Here is a 454-nt window from a genome sequence, read left to right on the forward strand (position 1 = left end):
TCGCGGATCATCCCGTCGAGGTAGATCGGCATCGTTGGGAGGTCCCCTTCGCGCATCGCCTCTTCGAGGACGAGCATCAACTCCTGGGAGCGTCCGACGGCGAACGCCGGGATGACGACCTTCCCGCCGCGGTCGTGGGTCTCTCTGATGATCTCGAGGAGGTTCCGCTCGGAGTCTTCCTGATCGGTCTGGTAGTCGTCGCGGCGGCCGTACGTCGACTCCATCACGAGTGTCTCCACGCGCGGGAAGTCGTTCGAGGCGCCGTTGAACAGGCGCGTGTCGGTGTAGTGAACGTCGCCGGAGAAGACGACGTTGTGGAATCCGTCTCCGATGTGGAAGTGCGAGACTGCCGAGCCGAGAATGTGGCCCGCGTTGTGGAACGTGAGTTTGATGTCGGGCGCGATGTCGGTGACGTCGCCGTAATCGAGGGTGATGGTGTGTTTGAGTTCCTCGA

General features: G+C 62.3%; 1 pseudogene. It reads right to left on the reverse strand.

From position 1 onward, the window contains the following. Nucleotides 1–454 (reverse strand): annotated as a pseudogene (locus DEQ92_RS22660) (beta-CASP ribonuclease aCPSF1); the annotation flags it as partial.

Origin of the sequence: Haloferax sp. Atlit-6N (assembly GCF_003383195.1) — an archaeon.
Classification (GTDB): domain Archaea; phylum Halobacteriota; class Halobacteria; order Halobacteriales; family Haloferacaceae; genus Haloferax; species Haloferax gibbonsii.